Origin of the sequence: Frondihabitans sp. PAMC 28766, from assembly GCF_001577365.1 — a bacterium.
In the GTDB taxonomy this organism is placed as follows: domain Bacteria; phylum Actinomycetota; class Actinomycetes; order Actinomycetales; family Microbacteriaceae; genus Frondihabitans.
Genome location: NZ_CP014513.1, coordinates 2,394,839 through 2,412,357, shown reverse-complemented (window position 1 = coordinate 2,412,357; position 17,519 = coordinate 2,394,839). Strand labels below are relative to the sequence as shown.

Sequence of the window (17,519 nt, the reverse complement as noted above, 5' to 3'; positions counted from 1 at the left end):
CAACGTTGTAACGTCTCGTCGCCACCGCCCCCTCCTCGAGAGTGCGCAACTCGCGGCTCATCTTCGAACATGAGCCGCGAGTTGCGCACTCGCGGGACGCCGGGGTGAGTTCAGGTGGCCGCCGGCACGTACAGCGTTAACGTGTCGACGACGAGAGCCGGCTTGTCCGAGCCGTCGATCTCGACGGTGAGGCGGTAGCCCAGCTTGACCCCGCCGGATCCTGCGTCTGCCGAGGTGATCTCGCCGACCGCGCGCACCCGGCTGCCGACGCGGACCGGCTGCACGAACCGCAACCGATCGGCGCCGTAGTTGATCGCCGCCGCGACACCCTGCACGTCGAGCAGGTCGGCCGTCATCAGCGGCAGCAGCGACAGGGTGAGATAGCCGTGGGCGATCGTGGCGCCGAACGGGCCGGTGGCTGCCCTGGCGGGGTCGGTGTGGATCCACTGCTGGTCGCCGGTGGCGTCGGCGAACGCCTGAACACGTGGCTGGTCGATCGCGATCCACGACGACGGGCCGAGCGATGTGCCGACGGCGTCGACGAGGGCGGCGGGAGATGCAACCGTGAAAACACTCAATCGAGCGGCCCTCCCGCCACATACAGCACCTGGCCCGACACGAACCCGGCGCCCTCCGACGCGAAGAACGACGCGACCGCCGCGATGTCGTCAGGCTGGCCGACGCGTCGGACCGGGATCCCCTTCGACGCCTCCGCCAGGAAGTCGTCGAACGGCATCTTGAGCCGCGCCGCGGTCGTCTCCGTCATCGCCGTCTGGATCAGGCCGGGTGCGATCGCGTTCGCCGTCACTCCGAACGGCCCGAGCTCGATCGCGAGGGTCTTGGTGAAGCCCTGCATGCCGGCTTTCGCCGCCGCATAGTTCACCTGGCCGCGGTTGCCGAGCGCCGACGACGACGAGAGGTTGACGATCCTGCCCCACTTCGCCTCGACCATGTGCTTCTGCACCTCGCGGCTCATGAGGAACGCTCCGCGGAGGTGCACGCCGAGCACCATGTCCCAGTCGTCGACGCTCATCTTGAAGAGCAGGTTGTCGCGCAGGATGCCGGCGTTGTTCACCAGCACGGTGGGCGCGCCGAGCTGCTCGGTGACGGCGGCGACGGCCGACGCGACACTCTGCTCGTCGGCGACGTCCACCTTCAGGCCGATGGCCTTGCCGCCCGCCTCCGTGATCGAGGCGGCGGTGGAGGTCGCGTCGTCGTCGTTGAGGTCGAGCAGGGCGACGGCGAGGCCGTCGGCGGCGAGACGCTTGCCGATCGCGGCTCCGATGCCGCGGCCTCCGCCGGTCACGATTGCTGTCTTCTGGTCAGCCATGGTGGTTCCTTTCGTTGAAGTTCGGGTTCGCCACCCCTTCCCTATTCGGCACGTCCTCACCGTTCAGACGGGGAGGGTGAGCCGAAAAGGTAAGGGTGGGGAGTGGTTCAGTCGAAGACGATGAGCTGCCGGAGGGCTTCGCCCGAGGCCAGCGCGTCCATCGCCTCGTTCAGGTCGCCGAGCCCGACCCGTGCCGAGACGAGCTTCTCGACCGGCAGCAGCCCCTGGCGCCAGAGCTCGACGTAGCGCGGGATGTCCCGCGCGGGCACGGACGAGCCGAGGTAGCTGCCCACGACGGTGCGCGCCTCCGACGTCAGAGTGAGGGGCGCGATCGACGAGCGCGCGTCGGGCCGCGGCAGCCCCACCGTCACGGTCGTGCCGCCCGGTGCGGTCAGCGCGAACGCCGTCTCGAAGGCGGCAGGATGCCCAGCAGCTTCGATCACGACCGGCGCACGCACGCCTGCCGCGATGGCATCGGCCGGTGAGTACACATCGGACGCCCCGAGATCACGGGCGAGCGTCAGCTTCGACGGCAGCGCGTCGACGCCGATGACCCGATGGCCGGTCGCCTTCGCCACGAGCACCGCGGCCATGCCGACGCCGCCGAGGCCGACCACGAGCACGTCCTGCCCAGAACCGGGCCGGCCGGCGTTCAGCACTGCTCCCCCGCCGGTCAGCACCGCGCAGCCGAGCAGCGCGGCGACCTCCGCCGGCACGTCGGGGTCGACGCGCACGACAGAGGTGGCCGAGACGACTGCATACGTGGCAAATCCGGAGACTCCCAGATGGTGCGCAACCGGCACGCCGTCGCGGTGCAGGCGATCGCCGCCACCCACGAGCGTCCCGGCGTTGTTCGCCGCGCTTCCGACGCGGCACGGCAGCCGCCCGTCCGTCTGGCACTCGGGGCACTCGCCGCAGCGGGGGAGGAAGGTCATGACGACACGGTCGCCGACGACGAGCGCCGGATCGGGCCCGGAGCCGACCGCCTCGACTATGCCCGCGGCCTCGTGCCCGAGCAGCATCGGCGTCGGCCGCACGCGGTTGCCGTCGACCACCGAGAGGTCGCTGTGGCAGACCCCCGCCGCTTCGATGCGGACCAGGATCTCGCCGGGGCCGGGCTCGTCGAGCGAGAGCTCGGACAGCGTCAGCGGCCGCGAGTCGGCGAAAGGCCGCTGCGCGTCCGTCCGCTCCAACACCGCTCCACGGATCAGCACGTCCTGCCTCCGAACCGTTGCCTTTCCGGCAGGGCCGCCCCGCCTCGACGGTCAGGATGAGCCGAAAAGGTAAGGGTGGGGGCCCCACCTCGGCCGAGGCGGGTCACGAGAGCCGCTCGATCACCATCGCCATGCCCTGGCCTCCGCCGACGCACATGGTCTCGAGCCCGAACTGGGCGTCGCGCGTCTTCAAGCCATTGATGAGAGTTCCGGTGATGCGCGCGCCGGTCATGCCGAACGGGTGACCGACGGCGATCGCGCCGCCGTGCACGTTGAGCTTGTCGTACGACACGCCGAGCTCGCGAGCCGACGGGATCACCTGGGCAGCGAACGCCTCGTTGATCTCGACGAGGTCGATGTCGTCGATGGTGAGCCCCGCCCTCGACAGAGCCTGCCGCGACGCCTCGACCGGGCCGAGACCCATGATCTCGGGAGACAGACCGGTGACGCCGGTCGACACGATCCGCGCGAGCGGCGTCAACCCGAGCTCACGCGCTCGCGCGTCGCTCATGATCACGAGCGCCGCAGCGCCGTCGTTGAGCGGGCACGCATTGCCTGCGGTGACCGTGCCGTCTGGCCGGAACACCGGCTTCAAACCACTCAGAGCCGAAACGGTCGTGCCCGCACGAGGCCCGTCGTCGACGGACATGACCGAGCCGTCCGGCAGAGTGACCGGCGTGATCTCCCTCGCCCAGAACCCGTCGGCGATCGCCTGCTCGGCTCGGTTCTGCGACAGCGCGGCGAACTCGTCCTGCTCGTCGCGCGACACGCTCATCAGCGACGCGACGTTCTCGGCCGTCTGGCCCATCGCGATGTACGCGTCGGGCAGCTCGCCGTCTTCGCGCGGATCGCGCCACGGCGTCGACCCGGCCTCGGCTCGCGACGCCGTCCGCGACACCGCCGGCGCGAAGAGCGGGTTCTCGACGTTCTCGCCCGGGATGTAGTCCGCCGAGCCTCGAGCCGATCGCGACACCGACTCGACGCCGGCGCTCAGGAAGACAGAGCCTTCGCCGGCCTTGATCGCGTGGAACGCCATCCGCGAGGTCTGCAGGCTCGACGAACAGTACCGATTGACGGTGGTGCCGGGCAGGTGGTCGTAGCCGAGCGCCACCGCGACGATCCGGGCGATGTTCATGCCCTGCTCGCCGCCGGGCATGCCGCAGCCCATCATCAGGTCGTCGATGGTTTCAGGATCGAGGGCGGGCACTTTCGAGAGCACGTCGCGCACGATCATGGTCGCCAGGTCGTCGGCCCGCACGTCGCGCAGGGAGCCCTTGAACGCTCGCCCGATCGGGGTGCGCGAGGCCGCGACGATTACTGCTTCTGTCATGAGAGGTCTTTCTGAGCTGGTCGGTGGGACTAGGAGACGAACGCGCTCTTGCCGGTGATGGCGCGGCCGACGATCAGCGAGTTCATCTCACGCGTGCCCTCGAACGAGTAGATCGCCTCAGCGTCGGCGAACCGACGGGCGACTCCGTAGTCGAGCACGATGCCGTTGCCACCCATGACCTCGCGGCACCAGCCGACGGTCTCGCGCATGCGGGAGGTCGCCCACTGCTTGGCCATCGATGCGTGTGCGTCGGTCTGGCGGCCCTGGTCGAGGAGGTCGGAGGTCTGCATGCACAGCGCGATCGACGACGAGATGTTGCCGAGGGCTCGCGAGAGCAGGTCTTGCACGAGCTGGAACGACGACAGCGTCTTGCCGAACTGTTCGCGCTCCTTCACGTAGGCGACGGCGGCCTCGTACGCGCCGATCGAGTTGCCGATGGCCTGCCAGGCGACGTCGGCGCGAGTGAGCAGCAGCACCTTCGCGGTGTCCTTGAAGGAGTTGACCAGCTGCAGGCGACGCTCTTCGGGCACCTTCACGTCGGTGAGGGTGATGTCGGCGTTCTGCACCATGCGGAGGCTCTGCTTGCGCTCGATCTTCGTGGCTGTGAAGCCGGGGCTGTCGCTCGTGACGAGGAAGCCCTTGACCTGGTTGTCCGCGGTGTCGCGTGCCCAGATGACGATGACGTCGGCGAACGTGGCGTTGCCGATCCAGCGCTTCGCGCCGTTGAGGGTCCAAGAGTCTCCGTGGCGGGTGGCCGTCGTGCGGAGGCCGCCGGCCGAGTCGGATCCTGAAAGGGGTTCGGTCAGCCCGAAGGCGCCGACCAGCTCGCCGGTGGCGAGCTTCGGCAGCCACTCGGCGCGCTGCTCGGGGCTGCCGCCGACGCCGATCGAGCCCATGGCGAGGCCCGAGGTGACGCCGATGAACGTCGAGACCGACGCGTCGACGCGGCCCGACTCCAGGGCGGCCCAGCCGCGATACTTCGCCGAATTCTCGAACTGCCGCGACTCCTCCCACAGAGCGCCGTAGGCACCGATGTCGGCGAGCGGCTTGATGAGGTGCATCGGGAATTCGGCGCGCTCCCAGTAGTCGTCGGCGATGGGCGCGACTTCTGCCTCGAGGAACGAGCGCAGCTCGTGGATGGACTCGTTCTCGCGGGCGGTGAGGGCGTCCTGAGCGAAGTAGAAGTCGCTCGAGAGATACGAGATGGTGGGCGTGGTGAGTGTCATGTGATGAGCTCCGTTGATCGACATCTGACTACCGATGAGAACATCCTGCATCATTTTCGAGAATGTTGCGCGCCCTTGCGGGAAACGCCTAGAGTGCAACACATGTCGATGCAGACCACGAGCGCTCCCGTCGCGTGGGCACCCGTGGCGACGCAGCGGGTGCCGAGCGATCTCGCCCGGCGTCTCGAGGCCGGCAGCCACACCGACACGGTTCGCGCGTACGTGCTGGCTCGACGCACCTTCCTGGCCGGCGAACGCGTCGACATGAACGTGCTGGCCGCCGCTCTGGGCGTCGACCGCACCTCCCTCTTCCGCTGGCTCGGCAACCGCGACGCCCTGCTCAGCGAAGTGCTGTGGTCACTCGCCGAGCCGACGCTGACCCGCATCGAGCGCTCGACCGACACCCTCGGCAGCGCCCGGCTGACCACGGTGCTCGGCGACTTCGTGGCCACTCTGATCGAGGCGCCCTCCTTTCAGGGCTTCCTCAAGCGGGAGCCGGCGCGAGCGCTCAAGATCCTGACGACCAAGGAGAGCCAGGTGCAGCAGCGCTACCTCGCCGTCGTCGAGGCGATGCTCGAGGCCGAGACGGCCGCAGGGCGCATGCACTTCTCGCTGAGCGTGCACGACCTCGCCTACCTGCTGGTGCGCATCTCGGAGTCGTTCACCTATGCCGACCTGATCACCGGCGAGCAGCCGAGCGCCGAGCGCGCCCGGGCCGCCTTCGAGTATGTGCTGAGGGAGCCATGATTTCAGAGAGCACGGCGCCTAACCTCTTCACCCTCGTCGTCCCCACCCGCTGGAACGACAACGACATGTACGGCCACCTCAACAACACCGTCTACTACGCCGCGATGGACACCACCATCAACACCTGGATGATCCGCGTGGCCGGCCTCGACCCGCTGAACGCCGACTACAGCGGCTACTGCGTCGCCTCGTCGTGCGAGTTCAAGGCCTCGGCGGCCTTCCCCGACGAGATCGCCGTCGAGCTGGCCGTCTCGCGAATCGGCACGTCCAGCGTCACCTGGGCCCCCAGGATCCTGAAGGCGCAGGATTCGACGCTCCTCGCCGACGGCACCTTCACCACCGTCTTCGTCGACCGGCAGTCCCGCCGGCCGACGCCCATCCCCACCGCCATCCGGCACGCCATCGAGGCTGCCTTCGCGGTGCCGACCCCGTAGCCCCTTCTCTGAAAGGACCGAACAATGACGTTCACTTCAACCGACCTGGATGGAACCCAGGCCCTGCTCGACGGGCCCGGCCTCGGCACGCTGTCGATCGCCGCGATCCTGTCGGAGAGCGCGACGCGGCACCGCGACCGGCCGGCGCTGCACTTCATGGGTCAGACCACGACCTACGGGCAGCTCTGGGACGAGACGCGCGCCTACGCCGGAGCGCTTCGCGCGCGCGGCGTCGGCCGGGGCGACCGCGTCGCGCTGATCATCCCGAACGTGCCGGACTTCTGCCGCGCCTACTACGCGGTGCTCTCGCTCGGCGCCATCGTCGTGCCGATCCACCTGCTGTTCAAGTCGGAGGAGATCGAGTACGTGCTGCGCGACTCCGGGGCTCGGCTCGCGATCGTGGCGGCGCCCCAGCTCGGCGAGGCGATCCCGGCGGCCGGGCGTGCCGGCGTCCCGATCCTGTCGGTCCTGCTGCCGTTGGGCGCGGAGACCCCTGTGCCGATCGACCGTCTCGAGGTCGAGGCCGCCGCGGCCACCCCGATCGACCGCTACGAGTCGGTGAACCCCCTCGCCGCGGCCACCATCCTGTACACCTCGGGCACCACCGGGCACCCCAAGGGCGCCGTCGGATCGCACCTCGCCATGGTCGAGCAGGTCTCGGCCGAGCTGCTCGACTGCACCGACATGACCGTCGACGACGTGGTCTTCGGCGGGCTTCCGTTCTTCCACGCGTTCGGGCAGACCTCGGTGATGAACACCGTCTTCCGCCGCGGTGCGTCGATCGTGCTGCTGCCGAAGTTCGACCCGGCGGAGGCGCTTCAGCTGATGGTTGCGACTCGCACGACTATTTTCACGGCGGTCCCGACGATGTACATCGGGCTGCTCGGCGCGGCGTCCGCCGCGGGCTATGCGGCACCCAAGCCGCCGCTCCGCTACTGCGTCTCGGGTGGCTCCGCGCTGCCCGTGTCGGTGCTCGAGCGGTTCCAGGACACCTTCGGCGCCGTCGTGCAAGAGGGCTACGGCCTCACCGAGACCAGCCCTGTCGCGACCGTGAACGACATCAGCGACCCGCGACCCGGCACGATCGGCAAGCCGATCTGGGGTGTCGACGTCGAGATCGCGCAGCAGGATGTCGACGACCGGGTTTCGTTCGTGGCACCCGGCGAGCTCGGCGAGATCGTCATCCGCGGGCACAACCTCATGAAGGGCTACCTCGGCAACCCCGAAGCGACGAAGGCCGTGATGATCGACGGCTGGTTCCACACCGGCGACCTCGGCACGAAGTCGGACGAGGGCATCGTCACGATCGTCGACCGCAAGAAGGACATGATCGTGCGCAACGGCTACAACGTCTACCCGTCCGAGGTCGAGGACATCATCATGCGGCACCCCGGCGTCGCGAACGCCGCCGTCTTCGGCGTGCCCGACGAGGTACACGGCCAGGAGGTCCACGCAGCCGTCATCGCCCGCCCCGGCGCGCACCTCGACTGCGACGAAATCGTCACCTTCGTCAAGGACCACCTCGCCGCCTACAAGTTCCCGCGCCAGGTGCACGTGCTCGACGCCTTCCCCATCGGCGCCAGCGGCAAGGTGCTGAAGCGCGAGCTCGTCGCCCAGTTCTCGGAGCCCGCGCGCGCCTAGGCGCCGCGCCGCGCCGCCGCGCGCCGCGCGCCGCGCCGCCGCGCGCCGCGCGCCGCGCGCCGCGCCACCGCGGCGTTGCCGAGGCACCACCGATCAGACGCAAAACGAGCCCGATCGGCTCGATTCCTGTCGGATCAGTGGTGCCTCGACGCCGCTTATCGCCGCTGGGTCAGACCCGACCCGTGCAGGATGCGAGAGAGCACGCGCGGGTTTCGGGCCGCCGCGTACTTCCACCGCACCAGGTTTCGCACCTCCGGGCGCGCGAGGATGTCGTCGGCCCTCCGCTTCTCGTCGAGCATCACCTGCTCGATCGTGCGGCCGCTGCGCATCGCCTCGTCGAGGTACTTCTGGTCGCCATCGAACTCCCCCACGATGCCGAAGTCCTCCCACCAGAAGTCGACGAAGTACTCTCCGCCCCACGGGTTCGGGAAGCTCTTCTGCTGCTCGGCGAGGGGGAACCCGAGCTCGAACGCCACGCCTTTGCTGATCGACTCGCCGGCTGATCCCGATCCCGGGCCCGCGATCGCAAGTGCCTGCCGAGCGGCTCGGATGCCTCGGGCGGATCCCCGACGCATGAGGGCTGCCTCGACCTCTTCGTGCGAGAACAGTCCCCGCCGGAGGCCGTGATCGAAGCACAGGAGGCCGCTGAGGAACCCGTCCAGCAGGGCGACATCGACCGCCGTCCGGGTCGCCGAAGTGCAACGAAGACCGTGCCGTCGTGCCACGTCATCATCTCGGAGGGCGCCCTGCCCCGGATGCCGCACCAGAGTGGAGGATCGCTGGCCGACGCTCCGCGAGCGATCGATCACGTGCACGATGGCCGGCCACGAGTCGAGCACGGGAAATCCCCAGAGCGCTGCCGCGGAAGCGTGGCTGGTCACGACATGCGGCTGGAGGCGCTCGAGCGCGGCGGTCACGAGGGCGATGTGCCGCCAGCGGGCGTCGAGCCCCTCCCAGCAGCTCGAGTCCAGGAAGACGCCGGACCGCACACGGACGAGCTCGCCCGCGTCGGCCGCTCGGCACTGGGCGCGGTCAGGAGTAGGGGCGGTGGTTCGCAGGAATCGGCCGTTCATGTCGGCCGATCGTGCCAGGCGTGAAGCATCCGCAGGGCGGCGCGAACCGATCTGTGGAGAACTGCGCGGCTGTGGACAACTCGGCCCGGCCATCACAGGCCGCCGAGGCACCACGGATCAGACCGTTTCAGCCCTGAATGAGAGCCCATCCTGTCTGATCGGAGGTGCCTCGGCGGCGCGCGGGGGGCTACTTGCAGTAGCTCCCGATCTTCGTGAAGTCGGACTCGAGGGTCGGCAGCAGCTTCTGCACGGCGGCGGCACCGGTGATCGGGTGGTTGACGGCGTTCTGCACGTCGGAGATCAGGGTCTGCAGGTCGCCCTCGGCCTTCGTGGCGAGGGCGGTGGCACCGGGTTCGGTGACCTTCGCGACGCTCGACTGGAACGTGGCCGACACCTTCTGCAGCGCGGTGACCGCCGCCTTGGGGTCGGTGGCGTACTTCGAATAGGCCGACTGCAGGCTGTTCGACAGGTCTTGAAGGGACGAGCCCAGGATCGTGCAGGCGGTCGCCTTGGTCTGCGACGACGCCGTCCCCGAGGCGGCCGGCGCCGCAGGGGCCGCCGCAGTGGCCGGCGCAGCCGCCGACGACGACGCCCCGGCCTCCGGGCCGACCGCGGTGCAGCCGCTCACGGCGAGCAGGGACGCGCCGACGACGACGAGCGGCAGGAGACGAGCGAACCGGGTGGAAGACGACATGGCCGACACTCTAAACGACACCACCCGGGATCCTGAGGTGAACCGAACCAGGGCGCGAATAAGCTCCACCCATGACCGATGCCTCCACCGCTTCCTCCCGCCGCGCCGTCGTCCTCGGAGGCGGTGGTATCGCCGGCATCGCCTGGCACCTCGGGGTGCTCGCCGAGCTGCTCGCGCAGGGCGTCGACCTCGGCGCGGCCGACCTCGTCGTCGGCACGAGCGCCGGCAGTGTCGCGGGCACGATCCTCCGCTTCGGCCAGGTGCCGCTCGTCTACTCGCTGCAGGCCGCCGCCCCCGGTGCCGTCCCCGCCGAAGACGCCGAAGACGAGAACGCCCCGGGCATCACGGCGGGCGACGCCGACATCGCCGTCCTCTGGGAGCGGCTGCAGAGCATCCTCGCGGGCGCCACGGGCGAGCAGGATGCGAGGGCCCGGCTGGGCCGCGCGGCCGTCGAGCATTCGAACGGTGCCGAGTCGCCCCTCCTGGCGACGATCGGCGCGCAGTTCCCGGCCGCGTTCGGCTGGCCCGCCGGTGCCCTCGGCATCACGGTGGTCGAGGCCGAGACAGGTGAGTTCCGTGTGCTCGACTCGTCGTCGGGGGTGTCGCTCACGCAGGCCGTCGCCGCCAGCTGCTCGGTGCCGCTGGTCTTCCCGCCCGTCGAGATCGACGGCTCGTATTACGTCGACGGCGGTGTGCGCTCGGGGACGAACGCCGATGTCGCGAGCGGCTACGACAGCATCCTGGTGCTCGCCTGCGGCCCCGAAGACCCGCGGAGCCCGATGGGCCCGCAGCTCGACGCCGCCGTCGCGACGCTGCGCGGCGAAGGTTCGAGCGTGCACGTGATCGTCGCCGACGACGAGAGCCTCGCCGCCTTCGGCACCAACTCGCTCTCGGACGCGTCGCGGGTGCCCTCGGCTCTCGCCGGCCGCCGACAGGGCGCCCTGGTCGCCGACGCCGTCGCGGGGTTCTGGGGCTGATGCCCTCCGACGCCCCGGCCGGAGGCGACGACGACGCCCCGGCCCGCCTCCGCGAGCTGCTGCTGGCCACTGCCGGAGAGCTGGCGGCGTCCGGCATCGCCGACGAAGCGCTCGGGGTCCGCAAAGACGGCCGCGGGCTCGGCCCGTTCAAGTCGGCCGCGTCGATGACCCCGGTCGGCCGGGCCTGGCGCCTCGGGGTGCTCCTGCTCGACCGTGACGGCAACCTCGCCGCCACCGGCAAGCTCACCCGCGCCGTGACGCCGACCCGCCCGCAGAACCTCAACTCGGGGGTCGAGGTGCGGCGCGCCGACCGTCTCGCGGCCAGCCGCGGGCACTTCGTCGAGGGCGAGGTCGTCAACTTCGACTACAGCGAGGTGCCGCACGGTGCGACGGCCCTCACGGCGGGCACCGGCCTGATCTCGGTCGACGCGACGACCGGCACCCTGCTCGTGCGCTGGGGCGGCCCCGGCGAGCGCCGCCCGTTGGCCGACTACCTCCGCGACCGCATCGAGATGCTGCAGCAGGGCTGGTAGCAGCGGGGCTGCAAGCACCAGCCCCGGGGCGCTGCCAGGCGCCCGAGCTACTCTTTGCGGGCCCGGCTCGGCTGCACGCGCGGCGGCTCGCCCGGCATCTTCGGGAAGTCGGGCGGGAAGGGCAGCTCGCCCAACCCGTTCGAGACGTCCGTCTCCCACTGCGCGAGCAGCGAGTCCAGCGGGGCGGCGTCGCCCGAGTGCAGGCCCTCCCACGGGTCGCCCGTCGTCTTCAGCCGGCCCGGGACCGTAAGCACCGTGAACGCGGCAGGATCGACGCCCGGCAACTCCTCCCACGACACCGGCGTCGAGACGGTCGCCCCGGCGAGCGCCCGAGGGCTGTAGGCACCGGCCATGGTGCGGTCGCGGTTGGCCTGGTTGAAGTCGACGAAGATGCGCTCTCCGCGCTCCTCCTTCCACCAGTGCGTGGTGACCTGCTCGGGCATCCTGCGCTCCAACTCGCGGGCGGCTGCGATGACCGCGTGCCGCACCTCGAGGAACTCCCACGACGGCTCGATCGGCGCGAACACGTGCAGCCCGCGGTTGCCCGAGGTCTTGACGAAGGCGGTCAGCCCGAAGTCGGCGAGCACGGTGCGCAGGGCGAGCGCCGCGGTGATGGCGTCGCCGAAGTCGGTGCCGGGCTGCGGGTCGAGGTCGATGCGCAGCTCGTCGGGGAAGTCGGGGGCCGACGCCCGCGACGCCCAGGGGTGGAAGACGACGGTGTTCATCTGCGCGCCCCAGACGGCGGCGGCGGGCTCGTCGATGACGAGCTGCGGGTGCACGCGCTTGCTCGGGTAGGTCACGTCGACCGCGCGGACGTAGTCGGGTGCCCCGCGCGGAGGGTTCTTCGAGAAGAACTGCTCGCCGTCGACGCCGTCGGGGAAGCGCTGCAGCGAGACCGGCCGATCGCCGTTGGCCCGCACGAAGGCGGCGCCGACGTCGACGAGGTAGTTCGCGAGGTCGAGCTTGGTGACCCCCAGGGACGGCCACAGGATGCGCGAGGGCGACGAGATGCGCACCTCTTGGTCGCCGGAGGGGCCCGGAACGGTCAGAACCACTGCGTCGCTAGCCATGCGCCGAGCGTAGGCCTGTCCGCGCGCAAAGGAGCAGACTCGGCCCATGATCCCGAGTGCCGCCAACCCGATCTCGCCGATGCTCGCCAAGGCGGTGCCGACGGTGCCCGACCCCGACAGTGTCGAGGGCGGCCTCGTCTACGAGCCGAAGTGGGACGGCTTCCGCGGCCTCGTCTACGTCTCGGACGGCGAGGTCGAGATCGGCAGTCGGGGGTCGAAGATGCTGACCCGGTACTTTCCCGAGCTGGTCGAATCTCTGAAACGCGTGACGAGTGGATCCTGCGTCCTCGACGGTGAAATCGTGCTGCGCCAGGGCACGCCAGGAGGCGAGCGGGTCGACTGGGAGGCCCTCTCGGCCCGCATCCACCCCGCCGCCTCGCGCATCGCGAAGCTCAGCGCCGAGACCCCCGCCTCGTTCGTCGCCTTCGACCTGCTGGCCTCGGACGACCTCGACCTCACCCCGCTGCCGTTCTCCGAGCGCCGGGCTGCGCTCGAAGAGATGGCTGCGTCGTTCGACGCCCCCGTGCACCTCAGCCGCACCACCGCCGATGTCGACGAGGCGAGACGCTGGCTCGTGGAGTTCGAAGGCGCGGGCCTCGACGGCGTCGTCGCGAAATCTCTCGCAGCCCCCTACGACGAGGGCAAGCGCAGGATGCTGAAGATCAAGCACCACCGGACGGCCGACGTCATCGCGCTCGGCTACTGCATCCACACGAGCGGCTCGGGCGTCGGCTCGCTGCTCGTCGGCCTCTACGACGCCGACGGCGAGTTGACGAACGTCGGCGGCGTCTCGGCCTTCACCGACAAACGCCGTCAGGAGCTCGTCGACGAGCTCGAGCCACTCGTCACCCGGGACGCGTCGGGTGCAGCGGAGAAGGGCGAGACGGAGCGCAGCCGCTTCTCGTCGGGGAAGGACGTCTCGTTCGTCAAGCTCGAGCCGACCCGGGTGCTCGAGGTGCGCTACGACCAGATGGAGGGCGATCGCTTCAGGCACACCGTGCAGTTCGAGCGGTGGCGGCCCGACCGGGAGGCACGCTCGTGCACCTACGAGCAGCTCGAGATCCCGGCGGCCTACGACCTCGAGAGGGTGTTGGACTGACGCAGAAGCATGCCTGGGTATAGAACTGATTCATGAGCCTCGGGACAACCCTTCTTCGCGTCACTGTCGGCGGCTTCTTCGTGGGCCACGGCCTGCAGAAGCTCAACGGATCGTTCGGCGGCCCCGGCCTCGACGGTGTGGAGGGGATGATGAAGAGCCTCGACATGCATCCCGCTCGTCGGAACGCGTTCCTCGCCGCAGCCACCGAGACGTTCGGCGGTGCGGCCGTCGCCGCGGGCGCCCTCACCCCGCTGGCTGCGGCGGGTCTCATCGGCACGATGGTCACCGCGATCCGCAAGGTGCACCTGGCCAACGGGCCGTGGAACAGCAACGGCGGCTATGAGTACAACGCCGTGCTCATCGCCGCTCTCGGCGTCATCGCCGCAGGGCCCGGCAAGCTCTCGTTCGACGCGATCATCAAGCGCAAGAAGTGGGGCGTCGGCGGCACGGTCTTCGCACTGCTCGGCGGTTTCGCGGCCTCGGCTGCGGTGATCGAGCTGGGGCAGCGCAACGCCCCCGCCGATCCGGTGAACCCGGACGCCCCGGCGGCCTGAGCCGCGACACCGCGCGCGGCGTCACCAGCCGAGCGTGCCCGGCGCGCCCTTGAACGGGCCGACGACGCGAGACGTGATCCAGCCGCCGTAGAAGTCGCCCTCCTGGGCCGTGACGGTCTCACCGTCGACGGTGCACGAGTCCATCGCGCCCGGGTACAGCGCGACGTGGTCGGCGAGCACCTCGAATCCTGCCCACGGCGTGCGATAGAACCACGCGGCGGCGGCGGCGACGACTCCCCCGGCCGACACGTCGGCGTAGGCCGCCTGCCCCTTGAACTCGCAGAGGCTCGCACCGGGCGCAGGATGCAGCGCCCCCGCCGCGAACGACGACCGCGGCAGGTAGTACACCGGCGGGTGGCTCGTCTCGAGCACCCTCAGCGCATGGCTCGTCTCGGCGACAACGGCCCCGCCGAGCGTGACGACGACGTGCTCGCCGGTCTCTTCGACGCGCGGCGGCCGCGGGTAGTCCCAGACGGACTCCTGGCCGGGGCCCGGCTCGATGCGGGCCGTCGAGGGTGTCTTCGGCGTGTGGCTTCGGCTCATCGCACGATCCTCCTCCCGGCGGAGGGGAATTCCCTCCGAGTGACGAGGCATCGCAAAAGGGTTCGCCTAGTCTCGTACGGTGCCATCCAGTTCTCGTCGGCGTGCGCCCTCGCGCCGCAGGTCTCGTCGCCCCGCCCGACGGGCCCCGGGGATGCCGTCGCGCGTGCTCGGCTTCGCCATCGCCCTGGGCGGCGCAGGCCTCATCGCGCTCGTCGTTGCGATCGCGGTCGCAGCCTCCAGCGGGGCGATCGGCAAGAGCCTCACCGCGCTGACGGGGTCGTCGGGGTCGAGTTCGGTCGGCACGAGCGTGACGTGCCCGAAGGCTGCGCCTCTGCAGGTCGGCACCGTGCTGGTGCCTGAGGGGCCGGTCGACGGCTACTGCCAGGATCGCCTCGTCAACGCCGCGCACATCATCAACGCCGCCCGCGCGCTCGGTATCGGCACGCGCACGCAGGAGGTCGGCGTGATGACGGCCATGGGCGAGTCGAGCCTCGTCAACATCGACCACGGCGATGCCGCCGGGCCCGACAGCCGCGGCCTCTTCCAGCAGCGCGACAACGGCGCCTGGGGCACCTACAGCGACCGCATGACGCCGTACGTCGCGGCGACCCACTTCTTCGACAAGCTCGTGAGGGTGCCGGGCTGGCAGACGATGCAGCCGACGCTGCTGGCGCACACGGTGCAGGTCAACTCCGACCCGTACCACTACGCGTCCTACTGGCCGCAGGCAGTCGCCGTCGTGCAGGCGCTCACCGGCACCTCGGTGGCCCAGCCTTAGCGGCCCGGCCTTAGCGGCCCACACTTAGCGGCCCGGCCAGAGCGGTCCGGCCCCAGCGGCCCGGCCTCGACCGCCAGGCGCCGGGGCCTCAGCCGAAGACGGGCGAGGGCGCGGCGACCGGCGACGGCACCTTGATCGGCGGGGCGAAGGCCTTCTTGACGCCCTTCCAGATCTTCTTCATGCGCCCGTTGAACCAGTCGTCGTCGTCCTTGTGGTTCTTGATCTCCTGGTAGCTGAGGTAGACCGCGAAGACGAGGCTGAGCAGCGAGAGCGGCTGGCCGATCACGAGGCCGACGATGCCCTGCGCCGCGAAGCCGATGTTGACGATCCAGCTGAGGATGCGGCGCTGGGTCAGAGCTACGTAGCGCTCGCGCGATCCGCGCACGGCTCGCCGAGCTCGGAGGCTCACGAACGTCTCGACCAAGATCACGCCGAACAGCGTCATCGACACCGTGTAGCTGAGCGTTTCCATCTCTCCTCGACCCTGCCGCCGACAAGCGGCACACCCCATTGTCGTCCTCCTGGGCGCTCGGCGGCAGAAGTGAAGCTGTGCAACGTCTCTGGAGTCACCGTGGGGCGGCAGCGCGCTCTCGGAAGGCGAGTGTGTTCATCCGGTTGCCGCAGCGCACGCTGCAGAACCGCTTCGACCCGTTCCGCGACAGGTCGGCCAAGACGCCCTCGCAGTCGGAGGCCTCGCACACCCGCAGCCGGCCCCATTCGGCGGTGCGCAGCACGTCGACGAACGCCAGGCCGACCTCGACGCGGATGCGCTCGTCCAGCGGGGCATCGGGGCTCGTCGCATGCAGGTGCCAGTCGTACGCGTCGTGACGGACGAGCTGGGGCAGGGCCTTGGCATCCTGCAGCATCCGGTTCGTGGCGTCGACGGCGTCGTCGCGCGCCATCGTCCAGATCGAGCGCAGGAGGGCCCGGGTCGAGAGCACGGCGGCGAGCTCGGCGGCGTCTTCGTCGAAGCGGCCGGTGTAGCGGAAGCGGCGCAAGAGGTCGGTGAGGGCGGCAGGATCCGGCAGCTCGTCACCGCCCGATCGGCTCGCCTCGGGCACGGTGTTGGCCAGCGCGACGACGAACTCGAGCGACTCTTCACTGTCAGGGGCAAAATGCAATTTGACTCCTTACTGAAGACGACTCTATCGTCAGAGCAAGGCTCATCTCAAGGGTTTCAGGAGGCATTGTGAACACCGTCGCACAGCGTTCGTCGACCACCACCGGTCTGGTCATCGCGGTGATCGCGGCGGCGACGTTCGGCTCGTCGGGCGCGATCGTCAAGCCGATGCTCGACGCCGGCTGGAGCCCCGCCGCGGCGGTCACCGCTCGCGCCCTCGTCGGCGGCGTGCTGCTCGCCCCGGTCGCCGCGCACAGCCTCCGGGGCCGGTGGCGCGCCCTGTGGACGAGCCGCTGGCGCATCCTCGCCATGGGCGTGATCGGTGTCGCAGGATGCCAGCTCGCGTACTTCGCCGCCATCGAACGCCTGCCGGTGGGCACCGCCATCCTGCTCGAGTACATGGCCCCGCTGCTGCTCGTCGGTTTTGCGTGGGCTCGGTCGCGGCGGGTGCCCCAGGCGGTGGTGCTCGTCGGTAGCCTGATCGCCCTCGCCGGGCTCGTGCTCGTCGTGGCGCCGACCGCGGGCAGCGCCGGGCTCGACGGCCTCGGCCTGCTGTTCGGTGTGGCGGCGATGGTCGGCTGCGCGATCTACTACGTCGTCGCAGCCCAGCCGTCGGGCGACCTGCCGCCCGTCGCCCTCGCCGGCTCGGGCCTGCTGCTCGGCGGCATCGCGCTCGGGCTGGTCGGGCTGACGGGGCTCGTGCCGTTCACGATGTCGGTCTCGCCCCTGCCGATGTTCGGCGGAACGGTCGCCTGGTGGGTGCCGGTGCTGGCGGTCGGCCTCGTCTCGACGGCGATCGCCTACACCGCCAACATCACGGCGTCAGAGCTGCTCGGCTCGCGCCTCGCCTCCTTCGCAGGTCTCCTCGAGGTCGTGGCCGCCACCGTCTACGCCTGGATCCTGCTCGGCCAGGACCTCACCTGGCTGAAGCTCGTCGGCGGCGTGCTGATCCTCGCCGGCATCGCCTTCGTGCGCAGCGAGCGGGCGCCAGTGCTCCCGCCAGCTGTGGCCGCCGGCGCCGGCGCCGGTGCCGGTGCCGGTGCCGGTGCCGCACCCGCGTCCGCGGAGCCCGAGCCGGCGCCGGCGCCGGCGCCGCTCGGCTGAAGTCGGCGATCGGCCGACGAGGTGATCCGCGGGCCACCTCGGCGGCCGTTCC

The 17,519-nt window shown here is 70.3% G+C and carries 20 protein-coding genes; 9 read left to right on the top strand and 11 right to left on the bottom strand.

Going from position 1 to position 17,519, the window contains the following annotated elements; genetic code table 11:
• Positions 1-110 precede the first annotated feature (110 nt).
• The 5 genes from AX769_RS11615 to AX769_RS11595 all read right to left on the bottom strand — a co-directional run bounded on the left by AX769_RS11615 (position 111) and on the right by AX769_RS11595 (position 5,100).
• On the bottom strand, positions 111-578 hold the full coding sequence (locus AX769_RS11615) for a MaoC family dehydratase (RefSeq protein WP_066279408.1): 468 nt from the start codon (positions 576-578) through the stop codon (positions 111-113).
• A complete protein-coding gene (locus AX769_RS11610; protein ID WP_066279406.1) occupies positions 575-1,330 on the bottom strand; it encodes an SDR family NAD(P)-dependent oxidoreductase in 756 nt (251 codons plus the stop codon). Before AX769_RS11610 ends, AX769_RS11615 begins: the two co-directional genes overlap by 4 nt.
• Before the next feature lie 107 nt (positions 1,331-1,437).
• On the bottom strand, positions 1,438-2,544 hold the full coding sequence (locus tag AX769_RS11605; protein ID WP_066279403.1) for a zinc-binding dehydrogenase: 1,107 nt from the start codon (positions 2,542-2,544) through the stop codon (positions 1,438-1,440).
• Between the two features lie 103 nt (positions 2,545-2,647).
• Positions 2,648-3,874 carry an acetyl-CoA C-acetyltransferase gene (locus AX769_RS11600; RefSeq protein WP_066279401.1) on the bottom strand — a complete coding sequence of 409 codons (1,227 nt, stop codon included), beginning with the start codon at positions 3,872-3,874 and terminating at the stop codon, positions 2,648-2,650.
• Between the two features lie 29 nt (positions 3,875-3,903).
• Positions 3,904-5,100, bottom strand: a complete 1,197-nt coding sequence (locus AX769_RS11595; protein WP_066283577.1) for an acyl-CoA dehydrogenase family protein — start codon at positions 5,098-5,100, stop codon at positions 3,904-3,906.
• A gap of 102 nt (positions 5,101-5,202) precedes the next feature.
• On the opposite strand from AX769_RS11595, the gene AX769_RS11590 reads away from it, so the two are divergent.
• From AX769_RS11590 to AX769_RS11580, 3 genes are read left to right on the top strand one after another with little or no spacing between them, the layout of a single operon-like run.
• Positions 5,203-5,847 carry a QsdR family transcriptional regulator gene (locus AX769_RS11590; RefSeq protein ID WP_239451767.1) on the top strand — a complete coding sequence of 215 codons (645 nt, stop codon included), beginning with the start codon at positions 5,203-5,205 and terminating at the stop codon, positions 5,845-5,847.
• Positions 5,844-6,281, top strand: coding sequence for a thioesterase family protein (locus tag AX769_RS11585; protein ID WP_066279399.1), 438 nt, complete (start codon positions 5,844-5,846; stop codon positions 6,279-6,281). The genes AX769_RS11590 and AX769_RS11585 overlap by 4 nt, the downstream gene beginning before the upstream one ends.
• Before the next feature lie 24 nt (positions 6,282-6,305).
• Positions 6,306-7,922 (top strand): long-chain fatty acid--CoA ligase, encoded by a 1,617-nt coding sequence (locus tag AX769_RS11580; RefSeq protein WP_082763766.1) that lies wholly within the window; start codon positions 6,306-6,308, stop codon positions 7,920-7,922.
• A gap of 155 nt (positions 7,923-8,077) precedes the next feature.
• Here the strand turns inward: AX769_RS11580 and AX769_RS11575 are convergent, their stop codons facing one another.
• Together AX769_RS11575 and AX769_RS11570 are read right to left on the bottom strand one after the other, a co-directional pair.
• Positions 8,078-8,995: a hypothetical protein gene (locus AX769_RS11575; protein WP_066279396.1), complete on the bottom strand. Its 918-nt coding sequence runs from the start codon at positions 8,993-8,995 to the stop codon at positions 8,078-8,080.
• Between the two features lie 187 nt (positions 8,996-9,182).
• Positions 9,183-9,689, bottom strand: a complete 507-nt coding sequence (locus AX769_RS11570) for a hypothetical protein (protein WP_066279391.1) — start codon at positions 9,687-9,689, stop codon at positions 9,183-9,185.
• 71 nt (positions 9,690-9,760) lie between these two features.
• Between AX769_RS11570 and AX769_RS11565 the strand changes: the two genes are divergently transcribed.
• Positions 9,761-10,666: a patatin-like phospholipase family protein gene (locus AX769_RS11565; protein WP_066279390.1), complete on the top strand. Its 906-nt coding sequence runs from the start codon at positions 9,761-9,763 to the stop codon at positions 10,664-10,666.
• Positions 10,666-11,199 carry a hypothetical protein gene (locus AX769_RS11560; protein ID WP_066279389.1) on the top strand — a complete coding sequence of 178 codons (534 nt, stop codon included), beginning with the start codon at positions 10,666-10,668 and terminating at the stop codon, positions 11,197-11,199. Before AX769_RS11565 ends, AX769_RS11560 begins: the two co-directional genes overlap by 1 nt.
• Before the next feature lie 47 nt (positions 11,200-11,246).
• Here AX769_RS11560 and ligD read toward each other — a convergent pair whose 3' ends face one another.
• Positions 11,247-12,269: a non-homologous end-joining DNA ligase gene (ligD, locus tag AX769_RS11555; RefSeq protein ID WP_204249205.1), complete on the bottom strand. Its 1,023-nt coding sequence runs from the start codon at positions 12,267-12,269 to the stop codon at positions 11,247-11,249.
• 46 nt (positions 12,270-12,315) lie between these two features.
• On the opposite strand from ligD, the gene AX769_RS11550 reads away from it, so the two are divergent.
• Complete coding sequence (locus tag AX769_RS11550; RefSeq protein ID WP_066279388.1) at positions 12,316-13,368, top strand: ATP-dependent DNA ligase; 1,053 nt, start codon at positions 12,316-12,318, stop codon at positions 13,366-13,368.
• 32 nt (positions 13,369-13,400) lie between these two features.
• The gene (locus AX769_RS11545) at positions 13,401-13,922 is read left to right on the top strand and encodes a DoxX family protein (RefSeq protein WP_082763765.1); all 522 of its coding nucleotides are present in this window, start codon (positions 13,401-13,403) and stop codon (positions 13,920-13,922) included.
• A gap of 21 nt (positions 13,923-13,943) precedes the next feature.
• Here AX769_RS11545 and AX769_RS11540 read toward each other — a convergent pair whose 3' ends face one another.
• Positions 13,944-14,465, bottom strand: coding sequence for a DUF427 domain-containing protein (locus AX769_RS11540; protein WP_066279379.1), 522 nt, complete (start codon positions 14,463-14,465; stop codon positions 13,944-13,946).
• A 151-nt stretch (positions 14,466-14,616) separates the two neighbouring features.
• Between AX769_RS11540 and AX769_RS11535 the strand changes: the two genes are divergently transcribed.
• Positions 14,617-15,243: a hypothetical protein gene (locus tag AX769_RS11535; RefSeq protein ID WP_066279377.1), complete on the top strand. Its 627-nt coding sequence runs from the start codon at positions 14,617-14,619 to the stop codon at positions 15,241-15,243.
• 88 nt (positions 15,244-15,331) lie between these two features.
• Here the strand turns inward: AX769_RS11535 and AX769_RS11530 are convergent, their stop codons facing one another.
• The gene (locus tag AX769_RS11530) at positions 15,332-15,715 is read right to left on the bottom strand and encodes a hypothetical protein (RefSeq protein WP_066279373.1); all 384 of its coding nucleotides are present in this window, start codon (positions 15,713-15,715) and stop codon (positions 15,332-15,334) included.
• Between the two features lie 94 nt (positions 15,716-15,809).
• The gene (locus AX769_RS11525) at positions 15,810-16,364 is read right to left on the bottom strand and encodes a CGNR zinc finger domain-containing protein (RefSeq protein ID WP_082763763.1); all 555 of its coding nucleotides are present in this window, start codon (positions 16,362-16,364) and stop codon (positions 15,810-15,812) included.
• Positions 16,365-16,432: 68 nt separating this feature from the next.
• On the opposite strand from AX769_RS11525, the gene AX769_RS11520 reads away from it, so the two are divergent.
• Entirely contained in the window at positions 16,433-17,467 is a 1,035-nt protein-coding gene (locus AX769_RS11520) for a DMT family transporter (RefSeq protein WP_066279371.1), read from the top strand.
• The last annotated feature ends 52 nt before the right edge of the window (positions 17,468-17,519 follow it).

Coding starts and splice junctions, on each gene's coding strand:
- AX769_RS11610 (WP_066279406.1), bottom strand. CDS start 1,330: ATGGCTGACCAGAAGACAGCAATCGTGACCGGCGGAGGCCGCGGCATC.
- AX769_RS11545 (WP_082763765.1), top strand. CDS start 13,401: ATGAGCCTCGGGACAACCCTTCTTCGCGTCACTGTCGGCGGCTTCTTC.
- ligD (WP_204249205.1), bottom strand. CDS start 12,269: ATGGCTAGCGACGCAGTGGTTCTGACCGTTCCGGGCCCCTCCGGCGAC.
- AX769_RS11585 (WP_066279399.1), top strand. CDS start 5,844: ATGATTTCAGAGAGCACGGCGCCTAACCTCTTCACCCTCGTCGTCCCC.
- AX769_RS11595 (WP_066283577.1), bottom strand. CDS start 5,100: ATGACACTCACCACGCCCACCATCTCGTATCTCTCGAGCGACTTCTAC.
- AX769_RS11590 (WP_239451767.1), top strand. CDS start 5,203: ATGTCGATGCAGACCACGAGCGCTCCCGTCGCGTGGGCACCCGTGGCG.
- AX769_RS11565 (WP_066279390.1), top strand. CDS start 9,761: ATGACCGATGCCTCCACCGCTTCCTCCCGCCGCGCCGTCGTCCTCGGA.
- AX769_RS11570 (WP_066279391.1), bottom strand. CDS start 9,689: ATGTCGTCTTCCACCCGGTTCGCTCGTCTCCTGCCGCTCGTCGTCGTC.
- AX769_RS11535 (WP_066279377.1), top strand. CDS start 14,617: ATGCCGTCGCGCGTGCTCGGCTTCGCCATCGCCCTGGGCGGCGCAGGC.
- AX769_RS11600 (WP_066279401.1), bottom strand. CDS start 3,874: ATGACAGAAGCAGTAATCGTCGCGGCCTCGCGCACCCCGATCGGGCGA.
- AX769_RS11550 (WP_066279388.1), top strand. CDS start 12,316: ATGATCCCGAGTGCCGCCAACCCGATCTCGCCGATGCTCGCCAAGGCG.
- AX769_RS11540 (WP_066279379.1), bottom strand. CDS start 14,465: ATGAGCCGAAGCCACACGCCGAAGACACCCTCGACGGCCCGCATCGAG.
- AX769_RS11580 (WP_082763766.1), top strand. CDS start 6,306: ATGACGTTCACTTCAACCGACCTGGATGGAACCCAGGCCCTGCTCGAC.
- AX769_RS11575 (WP_066279396.1), bottom strand. CDS start 8,995: ATGAACGGCCGATTCCTGCGAACCACCGCCCCTACTCCTGACCGCGCC.
- AX769_RS11560 (WP_066279389.1), top strand. CDS start 10,666: ATGCCCTCCGACGCCCCGGCCGGAGGCGACGACGACGCCCCGGCCCGC.
- AX769_RS11530 (WP_066279373.1), bottom strand. CDS start 15,715: ATGGAAACGCTCAGCTACACGGTGTCGATGACGCTGTTCGGCGTGATC.